Annotated in this window: 13 protein-coding genes; 5 read left to right on the plus strand and 8 right to left on the minus strand. The window is 70.0% G+C overall.

What is annotated here, in order from left to right:
• Positions 1–22: 22 nt before the first annotated feature.
• Entirely contained in the window at positions 23–2587 is a 2565-nt protein-coding gene (glgP, locus tag VPH61_RS09715) for an alpha-glucan family phosphorylase (RefSeq protein WP_332063291.1), read from the minus strand.
• Between the two features lie 112 nt (positions 2588–2699).
• Between glgP and VPH61_RS09720 the strand changes: the two genes are divergently transcribed.
• Genes VPH61_RS09720 through glgB form a run of 3 tightly spaced genes read left to right on the plus strand, consistent with a single transcriptional unit; the run spans position 2700 to position 7753 of the window.
• Positions 2700–3485: a maleylpyruvate isomerase N-terminal domain-containing protein gene (locus VPH61_RS09720; RefSeq protein WP_332063292.1), complete on the plus strand. Its 786-nt coding sequence runs from the start codon at positions 2700–2702 to the stop codon at positions 3483–3485.
• 40 nt (positions 3486–3525) lie between these two features.
• On the plus strand, positions 3526–5547 hold the full coding sequence (locus VPH61_RS09725) for an alpha-1,4-glucan--maltose-1-phosphate maltosyltransferase (protein WP_332063293.1): 2022 nt from the start codon (positions 3526–3528) through the stop codon (positions 5545–5547).
• A complete protein-coding gene (glgB, locus tag VPH61_RS09730) occupies positions 5540–7753 on the plus strand; it encodes a 1,4-alpha-glucan branching protein GlgB (RefSeq protein WP_332063294.1) in 2214 nt (737 codons plus the stop codon). The genes VPH61_RS09725 and glgB overlap by 8 nt, the downstream gene beginning before the upstream one ends.
• Positions 7754–7825: 72 nt before the next feature.
• On the opposite strand, the gene VPH61_RS09735 is transcribed toward glgB, so the two are convergent.
• Both VPH61_RS09735 and VPH61_RS09740 read right to left on the minus strand, forming a co-directional pair.
• Entirely contained in the window at positions 7826–8785 is a 960-nt protein-coding gene (locus VPH61_RS09735; RefSeq protein ID WP_332063295.1) for a tetratricopeptide repeat protein, read from the minus strand.
• Positions 8782–10653, minus strand: coding sequence for a hypothetical protein (locus tag VPH61_RS09740; protein ID WP_332063296.1), 1872 nt, complete (start codon positions 10651–10653; stop codon positions 8782–8784). Before VPH61_RS09740 ends, VPH61_RS09735 begins: the two co-directional genes overlap by 4 nt.
• 173 nt (positions 10654–10826) lie before the next feature.
• On the opposite strand from VPH61_RS09740, the gene VPH61_RS09745 reads away from it, so the two are divergent.
• Positions 10827–12440 (plus strand): DivIVA domain-containing protein, encoded by a 1614-nt coding sequence (locus VPH61_RS09745; protein WP_332063297.1) that lies wholly within the window; start codon positions 10827–10829, stop codon positions 12438–12440.
• A 31-nt stretch (positions 12441–12471) separates the two neighbouring features.
• Complete coding sequence (locus tag VPH61_RS09750; protein WP_332063298.1) at positions 12472–13536, plus strand: AI-2E family transporter; 1065 nt, start codon at positions 12472–12474, stop codon at positions 13534–13536.
• A 20-nt stretch (positions 13537–13556) separates the two neighbouring features.
• On the opposite strand, the gene VPH61_RS09755 is transcribed toward VPH61_RS09750, so the two are convergent.
• The 5 genes from VPH61_RS09755 to VPH61_RS09775 are packed head-to-tail and all read right to left on the minus strand — an operon-like array spanning position 13557 to position 17010.
• Positions 13557–14291 carry an alpha/beta hydrolase gene (locus VPH61_RS09755; RefSeq protein ID WP_332063299.1) on the minus strand — a complete coding sequence of 245 codons (735 nt, stop codon included), beginning with the start codon at positions 14289–14291 and terminating at the stop codon, positions 13557–13559.
• Complete coding sequence (locus tag VPH61_RS09760) at positions 14288–14596, minus strand: hypothetical protein (protein ID WP_332063300.1); 309 nt, start codon at positions 14594–14596, stop codon at positions 14288–14290. Before VPH61_RS09760 ends, VPH61_RS09755 begins: the two co-directional genes overlap by 4 nt.
• A 58-nt stretch (positions 14597–14654) precedes the next feature.
• Positions 14655–15383, minus strand: a complete 729-nt coding sequence (locus tag VPH61_RS09765) for a lytic transglycosylase domain-containing protein (protein ID WP_332063301.1) — start codon at positions 15381–15383, stop codon at positions 14655–14657.
• 53 nt (positions 15384–15436) lie between these two features.
• Positions 15437–15991, minus strand: coding sequence for a DivIVA domain-containing protein (locus VPH61_RS09770; RefSeq protein ID WP_332063302.1), 555 nt, complete (start codon positions 15989–15991; stop codon positions 15437–15439).
• Between the two features lie 35 nt (positions 15992–16026).
• On the minus strand, positions 16027–17010 hold the full coding sequence (locus VPH61_RS09775) for a phosphatidate cytidylyltransferase (RefSeq protein WP_332063303.1): 984 nt from the start codon (positions 17008–17010) through the stop codon (positions 16027–16029).

Below are 17010 nucleotides of genomic sequence, written 5' to 3' on the forward strand. Positions count from 1 at the left end.
CCGATTCCTGTTTTCGGAGCGATCAGTCGGCGACGGCCACGAGCCCCAGCTCCGCGGTCGACAGCAGCAGCGGATGCCGCGGCACCACGCGCACCGTGTAGCCGAACGCGCCTGCGCGGTCGAGCACGAGCGACCCCGTGTAGAGGTGCTCACTCGGGGACAGCGGCGCCGCGGCATCCGCGACCTCGAGTTCGGCGCGCTGCGCGGCGTCGATCGTCTCGTCGGCGCGGCTCTTCCCGTAGACGACTTCGACCCGCACGTCGTCGGGCGAGAGCTCGCCGAGCCGCACGACCGCGCGCAGCTGCAGCTCGTCGCCGACGTGCGGCGCGTCGATGCCGCCCGACTCGACGTGCGCGACCTGCACCCCCGGCCAGGCTGACCGCACCCGAGCACCCCAGCTCGAGAGTTCGCGGGCTCCCCGCGCGCTCTCGGCCGCGACGCTGGCGAAGTGCTCGGCCGCCGGGCGGTACAGGCGCTCGACGTACTCGCGCACCATGCGATCGGCGCCGAGGTCGGGCGCGAGCACGGCGAGGGTCTCTCTCACGCGGCGCACCCATTCGACTGGCACGCCGTCGCCGTCGCGCTCGTAGTAGCGCGGCGCGACCCGGTGCTCGAGCAGGTCGTAGAGGGCAGCCGCCTCAAGGGCATCGCGCTCCCCAGCGTCGCCCGCCGCATCGGCGGAGGGAATGACCCATCCATAATCGTCGCCCGCGAACTCCGCCCACCAGCCGTCGAGGATCGAGAGGTTCAGGGCGCCGTTCATCGCCGCCTTCATGCCCGAGGTGCCGCACGCCTCGAGCGGCCGCAGCGGGTTGTTCAGCCATACGTCGCAGCCGGGGTAGAGCTTCTCGGCCATGCTCATGTCGTAGTCGGGCAGGAACACGATGCGCCCCCGCAGCTCGGGCTGCTGCGCGAACTGCACGAGCTGCTGGATCAGTCGCTTGCCCTCGTCATCGGCAGGGTGCGACTTGCCCGCGATCACGAACTGCACCGGGCGCTCGGGGTTCGTGAGGATCGCCTTCAACCGCTCGGGGTCTTGCAGCATGAGCGTGAGGCGCTTGTAGGTCGGCACTCGACGCGCGAACCCGACGGTGAGGGTGTCGGGGTCGAGCACCTGCGACACCCACTTCGGCGGTTCGGCGCCCGAATGCTGTTCGCGCCAGGATGCCGCGAGCCGGCGCCGTGCGTCATCGACGAGCTGCTGGCGCATGCCGCGTTTGACCGACCAGAACTCGCCGTCGGCGAGCGCGGGGCTGCGCCAGTCGGCATGCTCGGTGTCGCCGGTGCCGAGCCGCGTCTCGGCGAGGCCGAGCAGGGCGGGGTCGGTCCACGTGGGGGCGTGCACGCCGTTCGTGATCGAGGTGATCGGCACCTCCTCGGCGTCGAAGCCCGGCCAGAGGTCGCCGAACATGCGCCGGCTCACCTCGCCGTGCAGCTTCGAGACGCCGTTCGCGTGCTGGGCGAGCCGCAGCCCCATGACGGCCATGTTGAACGCGCTCGTCGCGGGGTCGGCGCCGGGCTCGACGCCGAGCGCGAGTGCGTCGGCCGGGTCGACGCCGGGCAGCAGCGAGCTCGACAGGTACCGCTCGACGAGGGCGCGGTCGAAGCGGTCGATGCCCGCGGGCACGGGTGTATGCGTCGTGAAGACGGTGCCCGCCCGCACGAGCTGCAGCGCAGCGGCGAACGTGAGGCCCTCGCCGATGTAGGTCGCGATGCGCTCGAGGCCGAGGAAGCCCGCGTGACCCTCGTTCATGTGGAAGACGTCGGGCGCGGGGCATCCGCTCAGTTCCGTCCACGCGCGAATCGCACGGGCGCCGCCGATGCCGAGCAGCAGCTCCTGCAGCAGGCGGTGCTCGCCGCCGCCACCGTAGAGGCGATCAGTCACCGAGCGCAGTTCATCGGAGTTGGTCGGGATGTCGGTGTCGAGGAGCAGCAGCGGAATGCGCCCGACCGCGGCCTTCCACACGCGCGCATGCAGCGCGCGGTCATCGGGCAGCGCCAGGGTCACCTGCACCGGGGCGCCGTCGGGTGCGCGCAGCAGCGTGAGCGGCAGGCCGTCGGGGTCGAGCACCGGGTAGCGCTCCTGCTGCCAGCCGTCTGGCGAGATCGACTGCGCGAAGTACCCGGCCTTGTAGAAGAGCCCGACGCCCACGATCGGCACGCCGAGGTCGGATGCCGCCTTCAGGTGATCGCCCGCGAGGATGCCGAGTCCGCCGGAGTACTGCGGCAGCGCGGCGGTGATGCCGAACTCGGGCGAGAAGTACGCGATCGTGCGCGGCGTCTCGGCGCCGAGCGACTGGAACCAGCGGGGCTCGGCGAGGTATTCCCGCAGCGCGGCTCGCTCGCGCTCTGCCCACTCGACGTAGCCGCCGTCGCTCGCCAGTTCGGCCAGCCTCGCCGGGGCGACCTCGCCGAGGAAGGCGACCGGGTCGTGATCGGAGGCCTGCCAGAGCCCGGGATCGACGTGCTGGAACAGACGACGGGTCGGTTCGTGCCACGCCCAGCGGAGGTTCGCGGCGAGCTCTTCGAGCGCACCGAGCTCGGCAGGGATGACCGCGCGGACCGTGAACTTGCGAATCGGCTTCACGGCTCCACCCTAGGAGCCGCAGATGTCGGTTGCGTGAACGTGAGTCGCGAGGTGGCCGTCCGCGATCGGCTGCCGCTGCCGCTGCCGCTGCGAATGGTGGTAGAACTGCGGGATGCAGCAGATTCTCACGTTCGCTGATCAGCTGCGCCTGATCGACGAACGGTCGGCCGCCTTCCGCGCTGCAGTCGCCGCGGCCCCCAGCCTCGACGTGCAGATGCAGACCCATCCCGATCGAACGCTGTTCGATCACGTGCAGCACGTCGGCATGGGTCGCCGCAAGGCAGCCGCCATCGTCGCGGCGGGGCCCGCGGACGCTCCGCCGTCGGAGTCCGCTTGGGGAGGCGGCACCGGCGCGCCTCGGGAGCGCGAGGCCCTCCTGGCCTGGTGGGTCGAGTCCGTCGAGCACCTGGCGAGTGTGCTGCGCGGGGCAGGCCCGGATCGCCCCTGCTGGACCTGGTGGGGAGACTCCCCGTCACCGCAGACCTCCGGCGCATGGGCGCGGCGCCAGCTCCACGAGATCGCGGTGCACACTTACGACCTCCAACTCACTGCAGGTGCCCCGCAGCCGATACCGGAGAAGATCGCCGTCGACGGTTTCGACGACTGCCAGTTCACCCTCTGCGCGACGACAGTCGCCTGGCCGCACGAACCCGCCGTCGTCGATTACCACGCCGCCGAAGGCCGCTCCTGGCGCCTCCGGCTGTCCCACGACGGCGCACTGGTCACCCGACTCACCACCACTGCCGGCCAGGACCCCGACACGGCCGACGTCGCCGCCTGGGGCACGGCCAGTGACCTGGTCCTGTTCTTCTACGGCCGCAGAGACTTGGATTCGCTCACCTTCGACGGCGACCGTCGCGTCTTCGATCAGCTCGCGGCCTGGGATCCATCCGTGTGACAACCGACGACATGCGGCGCAGACGCGCTACGGTCGAAACGTGACGACCGCCCCCGTGCTCGCCGGCCGGATCCCAGTGACCCGGCTGACCCCCGCTGTGCCCGATGCGCGCTGGCGCCCCAAGGCATTCGAGGGCGAGGTGGTGCCGTTCCGGGCGACCGTGTTCCGCGAGGGCCACGATCAGGTGGGCGCGATGCTCGTCATCACGAACCCATCGGGCGAGGTTCGTCGAGAGCGGATGTCTCCGCTGGCGGCCGGCACCGACCGCTGGGAGGCCCAGGTGCTCCTCGACGAGATCGGCGAGTGGCACTGGCACGTCACGGGATTCGACGACGAGGTCGCGACCTGGCGGCACGACGCCGCGCTCAAGGTCGACGCCGGGGTCGACGCCGAGCTCATGTTCGAGATCGGCGCGCGGCTCATCGACCGGGCGGTCGCCGAGAAGTCCCGGCCCGTCGCCGCCCGCAAGCGGCTCACGACGCTCGCCTCCGGGCTGCGCGACGACGCGGCATCCGTCGCCCTTCGCCGCCCGCTCATCGACGACCCGGCCCTCGCCGAATTCGAAGTGCGACCGCTCGCGCGGCTCTCGACGGACTCCCCCGAGCACACGATCCTCGTCGAACGCCGACATGCCGGAGTCGGCGCCTGGTACGAGTTCTTCCCGCGCTCCGAAGGCGCGAAGCAGCTGAAGGACGGCTCATGGAAGTCGGGCACCTTCCGCACCGCGGCCAAGCGCCTCGACGGGGTTGCGGCAATGGGCTTCGACGTCGTCTACCTGCCGCCGATCCATCCGATCGGGGTCACGAACCGCAAGGGACGCAACAACACGCTCGACCCGGGCCCGCACGACCCCGGCTCCCCCTGGGCCATCGGCGGACCGCTCGCCGACGGCTCCCCCGGCGGCCACGACGCCGTGCACCCCGACCTCGGCACGCTCGCCGACTTCCGCGCGTTCGTGCGGCGTGCCGCCGCGCTCGGCATCGAGGTCGCGCTCGACCTCGCCCTGCAGGCCGCGCCCGATCACCCGTGGGTGACGGAGCATCCCGACTGGTTCACGCAGCTGCCCGACGGCACGATCCGCTACGCCGAAAACCCGCCGAAGAAGTATCAAGACATCTACCCGGTGAACTTCGACGACGACCCCGAGGGCATCTTCGCCGAGGTGCTGCGGGTCGTCCGGCACTGGATGAAGCAGGGCGTGCGCATCTTCCGCGTCGACAACCCGCACACGAAGCCGCTCGTGTTCTGGGAGCGGCTGATCGCGGCGGTGAACGCGGATGACCCGGGCGTCGTGTTCCTCGCCGAGGCCTTCACGCGCCCGGCGATGATGCAGGCCCTCGCCATGGTCGGCTTCCAGCAGTCGTACTCGTACTTCACGTGGCGGAACACCAAGGCTGAACTCGAGGAGTTCCTGACGAGCGTGTCGCAGGAGACCGCCGACTTCATGCGGCCGAACCTCTTCGTCAACACCCCCGACATCCTCACCGAGTACCTGCAGTTCGGCGGGCCTGCCGCGTTCACCGTTCGCGCGACCATCGCCGCGACGGCCGCGCCGCTCTGGGGCGTGTACGCGGGATTCGAGCACTTCGAGTCGGTCGCCCGCCCCGGCGCCGAAGAGGCGATCGACAACGAGAAGTACGAGTACAAGCCGCGCGACTTCGCGGCCGCCGAGCGCGAGGGGCGTTCGCTCGCGCTCTACCTCGGCATCCTCAACCGCATCCGCGCCGAGCACCCGGCGCTCGGCCAGCTCCGCAACATCCGCTTCCATGCGAGCGACGACGACTCGGTGCTCGTCTACTCGAAGCACCTCGAGGGCCGCTTCACGGGCGCGGGCGCCGACGACACGATCATCGTCGTGGCCAATGTCGACCCGCATTCGGTGCGGGAGACCACCATTCACCTCGACCTCGAGGCGCTCGGCCTCGAGCCCGGCGCCCGCTTCGAGGTCGACGAACTCGTCACCGGTGAACGGTGGGAGTGGGGCGCCGACAACTACGTGCGGCTCGACGCCTTCGCGCGGCCTGCGCACATCCTGCACGTGAGAAGGGCCACGGATGCCTGAACCGCTCGCCGCACCTGTCATCGTCGACGAGGTGCTCGCCGCCGTCGCAGAAGGACGCCACCACGACCCGCACTCGGTGCTCGGCCAGCACGGTTTCGAAGCGCCCCACCTCGCGGGGCCGCTCACAGCGATCCGCACCCGACGCCCGCTCGCCGAATCGGTCGCGGCGGTCTTCCCCGACGGAGCGGAGCTCGCGCTCGAGCACGTCGGTCACGGCATCTGGGCGGGCGCGGGCGCTTTCGGACCGAGGGACTACCGGGTGAAGGCTCGTTATGCCGACGGCTCGGACTGGACGAGCGACGACCCGTATCGCTTCGCCCCGACCGTCGGCGAACTCGACCTGCACCTCATCGGCGAGGGCCGGCACGAAGAACTCTGGCGAGTGCTCGGCGCGCACTACCGCGAGCACTGGGGCATCGCCGGCAGCGTGAGCGGCACCGCCTTCACCGTGTGGGCACCGCGCGCGACCGCGGCACGCGTCGTGGGCGCATTCAACCGCTGGGACGGCACCGGACACGCGATGCGCAGCATGGGCCCGACCGGCATCTGGGAGCTCTTCATCCCCGACGTCGAGCCCGGCGCCGTCTACAAGTTCGAGCTGCTCACCGCAGCCGGCGCCTGGGTCATGAAGTCCGACCCCATGGCCCGGCAGGCCGAGGTCGCACCCGCAACGGGCTCGGTCGTCTCGCTGAGCTCCCACCAGTGGGCCGACGGCGAATGGATGTCGCGGCGCGCCGCCGCCGACCTGCACGCGCTCCCCATGAGCATCTACGAGCTGCACCTCGGCTCGTGGCGACCCGGCAAGGGCTACCGCGACGTCGCCGACGAGCTCATCGAGTACCTCGAGTGGCTGGGCTACACGCACGTCGAGTTCATGCCGCTCGCGGAGCATCCGTTCGGCGGCTCATGGGGCTACCAGGTGACGGGCTACTATGCCGCCACCTCGCGGTTCGGCTCCCCCGACGACCTGAAGTACCTCATCGATCGACTGCACCAGGCCGGCATCGGCGTGATCATGGACTGGGTGCCCGGGCACTTCCCGAAAGACGAGTGGGCGCTCGCGCGGTTCGACGGGCAGCCGCTCTACGAGCACGCTGACCCTCGCCGCGGCGAGCAGCTCGATTGGGGCACCTACGTCTTCGACTACGGCAACCCTCGGGTGCGCAACTTCCTCGTCGCCAACGCTCTCTTCTGGTTCGAGGAGATGCACGTCGACGGGCTGCGAGTCGACGCGGTCGCCTCGATGCTCTACCTCGACTACTCGCGCGAAGAGGGCGAATGGCTGCCGAACGTGCACGGCGGTCGCGAGCACCTCGAGGCGATCTCGTTCCTGCAGGAGACGACCGCGACCGCCTACAAGCGCAACCCCGGCATCGTCATGATCGCCGAGGAGTCCACGAGCTGGCCGGGCGTCACCGCCCCGACAAGCAGCGGCGGCCTCGGCTTCGGCTACAAGTGGAACATGGGGTGGATGCACGACTCGCTGCAGTACATCCAGAACGACCCGATGTACCGTTCGCACCACCATCACGACCTCACGTTCTCGTTCCTCTACGCGTTCAGCGAGCACTTCGTGCTGCCCATCAGCCACGACGAGGTCGTGCACGGCAAGGGCTCGCTCGTGCGCAAGATGCCGGGCGACCACTGGCAGCAGCTCGCGAACGTTCGCGCCTACCTCGCCTTCATGTGGGCGCACCCGGGCAAGCAGCTGCTCTTCATGGGGCAGGAGTTCGGCCAGCTCTCCGAGTGGAGCGAGGAGCGGGGCCTCGACTGGTGGATCCTCGACCAGCCGAGCCACCGGCAGCTCGCCGAGTTCGTCGGAGCGCTGAATCGCGGCTATCGTGCGACGCCCGCGCTCTGGCAGCTCGACGACGACGCCGCCGGATTCGAGTGGATCGAGGGCGGCGCGGCCGCCGAGAACGTCATCGCGTTCCTCAGGTACGACCGCGAACGACGCCCGCTCCTCTGCATCGTGAACTTCGCGGGCGTGCCGCACGAGGGCTTCCGGCTCGGGCTTCCGGGCGCCGGGCGCTGGCGCGAGGTCTTGAACTCGGATGCCGCGGAGTTCGGCGGCTCAGGGGTCGGCAACCTCGGCGGGGTCGACGCGATCGAGGCGCCGTGGCCAGGGCGGCCTGCGTCGGCGTCGTTCACGCTGCCCCCGCTCGGCGCCGTGTGGTTCGCGCTCGAGACTCAGCCTGTCGAGTAGGCGCGCCAGCGCCGCAGCTGCCGGTCGAGCAGACGCGCCGGCGCCGTATCGAGACCCCGCCCGGCGTACCCGTCAGTAGAGCAGGGTCGTGAGGCGTCGCCGCGCAACCGCGACCCGCGGGTCGTCGGTGCCGACGACCTCGAAGAGCTCGACGAGCCGCTCGCGCACGAGCTTCTTGCCGTCGGCGTCGAGTTCGGGGAACAGCGTCAGCAGCCGGTCGAACGCGTCATCGACGTGCCCGCCCGAGAGATCGAGGTCGGCGACGGCGAGCTGCGCATCGAGGTCCTTCGGCGCGGCGGCGGCAGTGTTGCGGATCTCGTCGAGCGTCTTACCGTGCAGCCGGCCGAGCAGGTTCGCCTGGGCGAGACCCGCGACGGCGAGCGAGTCTCGAGGGTCCTGCGCGATCGCCGTGCGGTACGCGGATGACGCGGCGGCGAAGTCGCCCCGTTCGATCGCGTCGTACGCCTCCTGGTGCAACGGCGGCAACGGCGGCTCGACGGGCTCCGCAGGCGCGCTGTCGTCGGCGGCACCGGGCTCGCCGGCCTCGATGCTGCCCGTCACGCCATGCTGACCGGCGAGCTCGAGCAACTGGTCGAACACCTGGTCGATGACCTCGTCGGGCTGCTCGCCCGCGAAGAGCGGCACCGGCTGACCCGCGACGACCGCGACGACCGTGGGGATCGACTGCGCCTGGAACGCCTGCACGAGCTGCGGGCTGCGGTCGGCATCGGCGGCCGCGAGCACGAGGCGGCCTGCACGAGCACGCACGAGTCGCTCGAGCGTCGCGAGCAGCGCCTTGGACGGCTCGCTCCACGTCGCCCAGAGCGCCACGATGACCGGCACCGTGCGCGAGAGTTCGAGCGTGGAGCCGAAGCCGGCGTCATCCGTCTCGAAGACGATCTGGTCGCTCGGGCCGGATGCCGCGTGCGCACCCTGGCCGCCTGACTGACCCTGCGACTCGCGCTGCACGAGCGCCGAGAGGTCGACCGCACCGCGAAGCGCTGCGCCGGAAGGGGGAATCGGGTTGGTCACGGTACCTCCGAAGCTCCGATGAGACTCTCCGACCAGCCGAGCAGACGGATCTGATCTTCAGATTCGTTGCCGACGCCCGGAACGTAGAACAGCAATTGGATGCCGATGACGCGCTGCACGCCCTTCGCGCTCTTCCCGGTGAAGCCGGAGAGGGCTGCGGCAGGACCCGGCTGGAATCCGATCGTACCGCCGTCGTTGGGGATGACGTTCTCGGTCTGCTCGATCGAGACGGACACGAGTGCGCCCGCGTCGTTCGTGGCCAGGGCGATCGTGGGGCTGTCGCCGACGACGTTCGAGTAGCTCGCGTCGACCGTCGCCGGGAGCCCGTCGTTGATCGCCTGCTGCCCGGTCGGGCCGAGCTGCTGCATGAGCGTGTCGCCCTCGGCGTCGAACATCGGGAAGAACTCGGAGGCCTCGCCCTTCAGCAGCACGTCGGCGTAGGCCGCGGCGACCTGACCGGTCGGCATCACGAGGCCCTTGAACTCGGGCGAGATCGGGGCCGCACCGATCGAGGCCGGTGCGACCTCGGGAACCTCGGCGTCGGGCGCGAGGGAGATGGCGTAGAGGATCTTGTAGTTCTCGCGCGGCGACTGCTGCACCAGCGTGAGGGCGCTCGGAGCGATCGTCGGGTCATCCGAGTTCTTGGCGATCGTGAGCACCGTGCGCGGCCAGCCCGTCGCCTGCTGCGGCAGCGTCAGCGTGAGCGGCGACGCGGGGATCGGGGTCGGCAGCGGGTGCTCGGCGAGGGAGCCGCGGATGGCGTAGTTGGCGGTGCGTGCCTCGAGCGCAGGGCCAGTGAACCGCTCGGCGGCGACCGTGGCGTCGCGCGAGGCGTCGACGTCGGTGGCGAAGACGGCGACCCGGCGCATGATGCGCTCCATCTGGGGCACGGTCACCGCGGGCTGGGTGACGGGGGCGTCGTCGTCGGGCTCCTCGGTCGGCATGGGCGTCGCGAGCGGCGTCGCGGGAGCCGTGGTCGCGGGGGCGGCCTGCTGATCGAAGTTCGGCCAGTAGTCGGCCGAGCACGCGGAGAGCGCGAGCGCCGGGATGACGAGGAACGGGACGACGGCGACGCGCTTCGCACGGCCGATCGAGCGGCGGCCGCCACCGATCTGGGTGCGACCGGGCTTCGGTGCACTCGGCAGCTTGCCTCGGGGCCCCTTCGGCAGGTTTCGGCGAGGGCCTCGCATGCGTCGGTGGTTCATGAAGCCCGCGATCACGAGCGCGATGCCGACGAGGAAGACGAGCGCGCCGCCGACGATCAGCGGACCGGCCCACGGCGTCGCGTTGTCGAGCGGCCAGTCGATCTTCACCCGGGCGGGCAGCTCGTCGCCGCCGTTCGCGCTGACCAGTACCGCGATGTCTTCTGGAACGTCGATCGTGGTGGTGAGCACGAGGTCGTCGGTGATCTCGTCGAGCCAGAGGTCGGAGCCCGCCGGCGAGGGTGCGGCCGCGGCCTCGGTCTCTGCCCCGGCCGTCGGCGGCGTCGTCTCGGGAACGACGGGAGTCGAGTCGTCGACCGGCTTCGTGATGATGATCTCGTTCGTGAACTCTTCGGAGCCGGCCTCGTGGCCGACCGAGACGTACGGGGTCTCGCCGAGCCATGCCTCGACGTCGGAGGTGCGGCCGTAGGAGAGGAACACCTTCGGGGATCCCGACACGGTGATCGTCTGCTTGCCGGGGTGGGCCGCGAGCGCCTCGGGCTCGATCACGATGAAGTCGGCCTCACCGCCTGCGAGTTCGACGGACATCGAGACGCGGTCGGGCTCCAGGAAGACCGTGCGCTGGGCGATGCCGAGCCCGATCATCACGGCCGCGGCGATGAACGCCACGATTGCGAAGACGAAGCGCACGAACAGAACCTCCATTGCCGCCAGCGGCGGCCTCTGACACAGACATTCCAGACTACCGACGATTTCTGGGAGATCCCTAACCGATGGCTGGAAGTCCGGTGTCTCCGCCGTCCCCGTGAGACCCCGTACAATCGGACGAACCATCCCGCATGCGCCCCCACGAACGCGGGACAGAGCCCGGAGGAAGAATGGCCGTCGAAGAGACCGAGTTCACGCAGGTGTTCCGCGGATATGACAAGGACGAGGTCGACAAGGCGATCAATGGTCTGCGTCGCGACATCATCGCTGCGAACAACCAGAGCACCGACAGCGTCAAGGAGAACAAGCGTCTCCTCGCGCGCATCGAGGAGCTGACGGCCGAACTCGAAGAGGTCGGAAGCCCCACGTTCTCCGGTCTCGGCACGAAGCTCGAGAACACCCTGCGCGTCGCAGAGGAGCAGTCCACCCGCCTCATCGCCCAGGCCGACATCGACGCGGAGAAGCTGCGCCGCGCCGCCGAAGACGAAGCGCACCTCATGCGCTCGGATGCGCACGAACTCGCGGAGCGCACGCTCACCGAGGCTCGAGCTCAGGCCAACCGCATTCTCGAGAACGCCCGCTCCGAAGCCGACGACATGGTCTCGCGCTCCCACGAGGCGAGCGAGCAGCTCCGTCAGGATGCCGCGCGCGACGCTGCGGCGATCCGCGGCGCAGTCGCCACCGAGACCGCAGAGATCCGCACGAGCGCCAAGCGCGAATCCGCCGCGATGACCGCCGCGGCCGAGCGCAAGTCCGCCGAGATCCTTCTGGCCGCGAACGCCGAGGCCACCGAGGCACGGGCCACCGCCGCCGGGCTCACGCAGGAGACCGAGCAGACCCGCGCCGAGGTCGCGATCGAACTCGACCGCGCCCGCGCCGAGCTCGCGCGCGAGAGCGAGCAGGCGCGCATCGACCTCGCCGCTGAGACCGAACAGTCCCGCCTCGACCTCGAGCGCGAGTCCGCCGAGGCACGCGCAGCCATCGACGCCGAGATCGCCGAGCGCCGCGCGGCCCTCGTGCACGAGCTCGAGCAGGCCCGCAGCGACCTCGACCGCGAACTCGAAGGCAGCCGGGCCGAACTGGTCCAGCAGCGCGAGCAGTCGAAGGTCGACCTCGAGCGCGAGGCCGAGGCGGCCCGCCTGAAGCTCCAGCACGAGCTCGAGCGCATCCGCGCCAAGCACGCCGCCGACCTCGAGCAGATGCGTGCCGACCTCGCCCTCGAGCAGGAGCAGGCGCGCGCCGACTTCGACGCCGAGTCCGAGCAGGGCCGCATCGACCTCGACAACCAGCTCACCGCGATGCGCAAGAAGACGACCCACGAGGTCAACCGCATGCGCCGCGAGATCGAGAAGGCCCACCTCGACCTCGAATCCGAGCTGTCGACGAAGCGCGACGAGGCCGAGCAGGAACTGCTCGCCGCTCACCAGGAGGCCGTCGCGCAGACGCAGAAGTTCCTCGAGGACGCCAACGCCGAACTCGCCGAGGCCGTCGCACGCACGGCCGAGAGCCGGGCAGAGGCCGATCGCCTCGAGACCGAGGTGCGGTCCGAGATCGCGGTCGTGCGCGACAAGGCCGACGACGAGGCGCGCGAGCGCATCGCGGCCGCGCACGAGCAGGCGCGCAAGCTCATCGCCGACGCCGAGGAGCGCACCCGCGCCCTCGTCGCCGACGCTGAAGACCGCCTCTCGCAGATCAAGATCGAGCGCGACGCCGTCGCCGGCTACTTCGAGAGCCTCCGCGGCGTGCTGACGCAGGCGGAGCAGATCGCGGCGAAGACCAAGTAGTCGAGCCGAGAAGAGGGGTGCGGGGCGTTCGATGAAGATCCAGAACGCGTTCCGCATCGGGTTGGTCGGCACCCTCGGCGTGGGTGTCGGCCTCCTCATCCTCAGCTCGATCGCAACGCTGTCGACGATCATCGCGTACGTCGGCATCGCACTGTTCCTGGCCCTCGGCCTCGACCCGGCAACCAGCTGGCTCGAGCGCCGGGGGCTTCCGCGTTGGGCGGCCATCGTGATCGTCATGAGCGGGGTCGGCCTGCTCGTGGCCGCCCTCGTGATCGCGGTCGTGCCGATCATCGTCGAGCAGGTGAGCCAACTCGTCGACGAGATCCCCCGGATCGTCCAGCAGACGAGTGCACAGGACTGGATCGAATACCTCCAGGAGCAGTTCCCGCAGGTTCCGGTCGACGAGATCAGCGATCAGGTCACGACCGGGCTCACCGACTTCTTCACGAATCCCGACAAGCTCAGCGAACTCGCCGGCGGCGTGCTCCAGGTCGCCGTCGCAATCGGCGCCGGCGTGTTCGGCGTGTTCATCGTCTTCATCCTGACGCTCTACTTCGTGTCATCGCTCGGCACGATGAAGCGCGCGACCTATCAGCTCGTGCCGGCTTCGAAGCGAGACCGGTTCGCAGACCTGACCGAGCAGATCACGCAATCGGTCGGTCGCTACGTGCTCGGCCAGGTCTCGCTCGCGGCGGTCAACGGCGTGGCGAGCTTCGTCTTCCTGTCGATCATCCAGGCGCCGTTCCCGGCAGTGCTCGCCTTCCTGGCGTTCCTGTTCTCCCTCGTGCCCCTCGTCGGCACGCTGAGCGGCTCGGTGATCATCGTGCTCGTCTGCCTCATCCCCGGTCTCGGTTCGCCGCTGACCGCGCTCGTCGCAGCCATCTACTACGTGATCTACATGCAGGTCGAGGCATACGTGCTGAGCCCGCGCATCATGAATCGCGCCGTGAAGGTGCCCGGAGCACTCGTGGTCATCGCCGCGCTCGCGGGCGGTTCGCTCGGCGGCGTGCTCGGCGCCCTCGTCGCGATCCCGGTGGCCGCAGCAATCCTGCTCATCATCAAGCAGGTCGTCGTGCCCCACCAGAACGAGCGCTGAGCCCGCGCGTTCGGTATGGTTCAGCTTGCGTCGGCGGGCCACATCGTCGGCAGCGGCAGCGCAGCGGGATTGACGACGCCGACGATCTCGTCGAGCACCCGCCGGGTCTGCGACTCCCCCACCCACAGGTGCTTGCCGCCCGTCACGTCGATGCGCGTGATCTTCGGCACGCTCGCGAAGCGCTCGGCAGCCTCAGCCGGCCGGAGGTAGTCGTCGAACTCGGGGATGAGGGCGACCAGTTCGGGAGCGGCGTGCTGCCAGCGCGCGAGCTCGGCCGCGCTCGTGCGATGCAGCGGAGGTGAGAGCAGGATCGCGCCGTCGATGCCGTGGTCGAGCCCGTACTTCAGTGCGAGCTCCGTGCCGAACGACCAGCCGACGAGCCACGGGTGCGGCAGGCCGCGCTCCGTCACGAACGACATCGCCGCAGCGACATCCGCTCGCTCTGCGACGCCCTCACCGAAGGAGCCCTCGCTCGTGCCGCGCGGCGAGACGGTGCCGCGAGTGTTGAATCGCAGTACTGCGAGGTCGGCGAGCGCCGGCAGGCGGGCGGCCGCCTTCCTGATGATGTGCGAGTCCATGAAGCCGCCGGCGGTCGGCAGCGGATGCAGCGTGACGAGGGTCGCGACGGGCGGCCGCTCGAGCGGCGTGGCGAGCTCGCCGACGAGCGTCAGCCCGTCGGCGGTGTGCAGTTCGATCTCTTCGCGGCGGGCCGGCAGCTCGACGCTCGCGCGGATCTCGATGGTCGTGTCACTCATACCGCGCCGATCCTCCAGCAGTGGGTGTGCCAATGTCGGCGAGAGGCCAGGTCGGCCGCATCGCCGAGAACGCCGTCGGCGCGCCACGCCACGAGGTGCGCAGTGCCCGGCACGACGTCTTGGCCGCACCCCGGGCAGAGGTACGCCTTCGCAGCCTGCGTCTCGGAGACGGGCTGCACGTTCCACTCTCGGCCGCCGCGCACCTCGGTGCGCCGCCAACCGGAGGTGAGACGCTCGACGTCGAGTTCGGGGTGCTCCTCGCGGGCACGAGCCGCCCGGCTCCGGGATCGGTTCGAACGCGCCATGGAATCCAGTCTAGGCCGAGCATGGAGGCGGGTCCGCCGGCCGAGCCCAGCGGAGGGGTCAGTACCAGCCGACGTCTTGCGAGTGCGCCCACGCGCCGCAGGGCGTGCCGTAGCGACCCGAGACGTACCCGAGACCCCATTCGATCTGCGTGGCCGCGTTGGTCTCCCAGTCGGCGCCCGCGGTGGCCATCTTCGATCCGGGCAGCGCCTGCGGGATGCCGTACGCACCGCTGCCGGCGTTGTAGGCGTTGACACGCCAGCCGGACTCCTTGCTCCAGAGTGCGACGAGGCAGTCGAACTCAGCCGACGACCATCCGCGAGCCGCGACGGCACCGGCGGCGTACGCCTGGGCCGAACCCGGGTCGGGTGTCACGGCCGGAGGAGCCCAGCCGCTGCCCGCACTCGTCGAGGCGGGCGCGAGCTTGACCTCGGGCTTCTTCTCGACGTCATAGGCCTCTTGGCCGACCGCGATCGAGTACTCGCCGGCGACGTCGATCGCCTGCACCCGCTCACCGCCGAAACGGTCGGTCTGGCCGGCGAGGTTCGACGATGCGGTCGCGCCCGAGAACGGGTCGACGATGTTCACGAGGAGGAAGCTGACGGATGCCGCGAAGGCGAAGACCACGGTCGCGGCCTGCTTGACGCGGCCGACGCGCGGGGCCTTGGCGGCTGCCGTGCGGCCTGCGACCGGCCCGGCAGCGAACGGCGTCGATTCGCCCGCGGGCGGATTCGAAGTCGTCTGACGACGAGGCCCCACGGCCTCGTCACCTCCCGCATGTCTACCCACGATTCGACGAGTGTATCGAAAGAGCGGCGACGGATTCCATCTCGACGCGCACCTCAGCGAACCGCAAGCATGACGTCGACGACGGCGTCGAGCACGAGGTCGACCTGGGCCTCGCGATAGCCGCCGCGCTGGGTCTTGAACACGACTCCGCGCACGTCGTCGATCGAGATCGGCCATCCGTCGCTGAAGTACCTCGTCAGCTTGTCGGCGAAGCGATCGACGTCTTTCGTGCTGTAGCCGCGAACGAGGGGGCCGACCCGGTCGAACCGATGGCCCTCGGGCCGTGCAAGGCGATTCGAGACCACCTGGGCCGTCGCACGCGCCTCGCTGAGCCACGCCTCGCCGCCGTGCAGCCGGGCGGCGACCTGGCGCTCCTGTGCGGCGAAGGCGTCTTCGAGGCGCTCGAGGGCCTGGTCGACGTGCGTCGTGGAGTAGCCGCCCTTCTGCATCGCGAACGCGGTCAGCCGGATGCGATCCGAGGTCAGCGGCTCATCGCCCGGAAGGGCCGTACCGTCGTAGGCGCGACGCGCCACCTGCAGGAACGACTCGACCTGAGCCGTGTTGTAACCGAGCTTGGGCTTGCGAGCGCGAGGGAAGGTGGAGTCCACCGCTCCATTATTGCGGAGGGTCGGCACCGAGGCGCTCACCCGAAGATCCGGAATGCCACGAAGGCGACGGCGGCCGAGGGGAGGATCGAGTCGAGTCGGTCGAGGAATCCGCCGTGCCCGGGCAGCCACGAACTCATGTCCTTGATGCCGATGTCTCGCTTGATCAGGGACTCGACGAGGTCGCCGAGTGTCGCGGTCAGGAAGATCGCTGCGCCGAAGATGAGGCCGAACCACCAGGTGTTGCCGAGCATGAGGGTCGAGAGCAGCACACCCGCGACGAGGCTCACCGCGCCGCCGCCTGCGAAGCCCTCCCAGGTCTTCTTCGGGCTGATGACCGGCGCCATCTTGTGCTTGCCGAGCATGAGGCCGAACGCGTAAGCACCCGTGTCGGCCGCGACGGCCACGGCGATGAACGCGAGCGTCCACAGCTCGCCGCCCTCCGCAGCGGTGAGCACCACCGCGAACGTCGCGAGGAAGGTCACGTACCCCTGCACGAACGCACCGGCGGCGACATCGCGGCCGAGGTCGCGGCCCGATCGTCGCAGCGACGGCACCGCCTGTTCGCCCACGCGCCAGAGGGTGACGATCAGGATGCCGCCGAGCACCGCGATGAGCTGCCCGCCGGCGCCCCCGTAATACGCGAGCGGCACGGCCGCCACCGCGACGACGACCGTCGGGATGCGCGGCACGTGATGGCCGCCCTTCCGGAGGGCCTGCGCGAGTTCATAGCTCGCGAACGCGGCGATGAAGACCGCGAAGAGCATGAAGAGCTCTTTGATCACGAGGAGGCTGAGAAGGAGCACCGCCCCGAACCCGAGCCCGATGAGGGTCGCGAGGATCAGGTTGCGCCCGGTGCGGGCCTTGATCTTCTCCTGCGCCTGATCGAACTGCGCCCTGCCGACCTCGAACTGCCGCTCGAGGTCGGCCTTTCGGGCGTGCACCTGCGCTCGGAACTCCTCGCGCGAGGTTCGTTCTGCTCCCCCGGCGTCCGACTGATCCTCTTCTGGGACGCCCGACAT

Source organism: Agromyces sp. CCNWLW203, from assembly GCF_036576125.1.
In the GTDB taxonomy this organism is placed as follows: Bacteria; Actinomycetota; Actinomycetes; order Actinomycetales; family Microbacteriaceae; genus Agromyces.